Origin of the sequence: uncultured Jannaschia sp., from assembly GCF_947494055.1 — a bacterium.
Taxonomy (GTDB): domain Bacteria; phylum Pseudomonadota; class Alphaproteobacteria; order Rhodobacterales; family Rhodobacteraceae; genus Jannaschia.
In genome coordinates this window covers 1-239 of the sequence record NZ_CANLTR010000249.1, presented here as the reverse complement: position 1 = coordinate 239, position 239 = coordinate 1, and the positions used below count along the sequence as shown (strand labels likewise).

1 protein-coding gene is annotated in these 239 nt (G+C 59.8%); it reads right to left on the bottom strand.

Annotated features, from left to right (window positions below):
- Window positions 1-239: integrase core domain-containing protein (locus Q1A87_RS24040; RefSeq protein WP_299657451.1), on the bottom strand; the 239-nt coding region annotated here is incomplete at both ends.

Genomic DNA, 239 nt, shown 5'->3' with positions numbered 1-239 from the left:
CGCCTGAGGCATCAACGGTTTGAAATAGGCCTGATCGGGGGTTTTCCCGTCAAGCGATGAATGTGGACGGCGGCTGTTGTAGAAGCGCAGGTAGCGTCCGATCGAGGCGCGGGCCTCCGAGACGCCGACGTAGGCGTGCAGATAGACCTCTTCGTATTTGACAGTCCGCCAGAGGCGCTCGACGAAGACGTTGTCTCGCCATGCGCCTTTGCCGTCTGTTACCGGCAGGTGATTGCAAG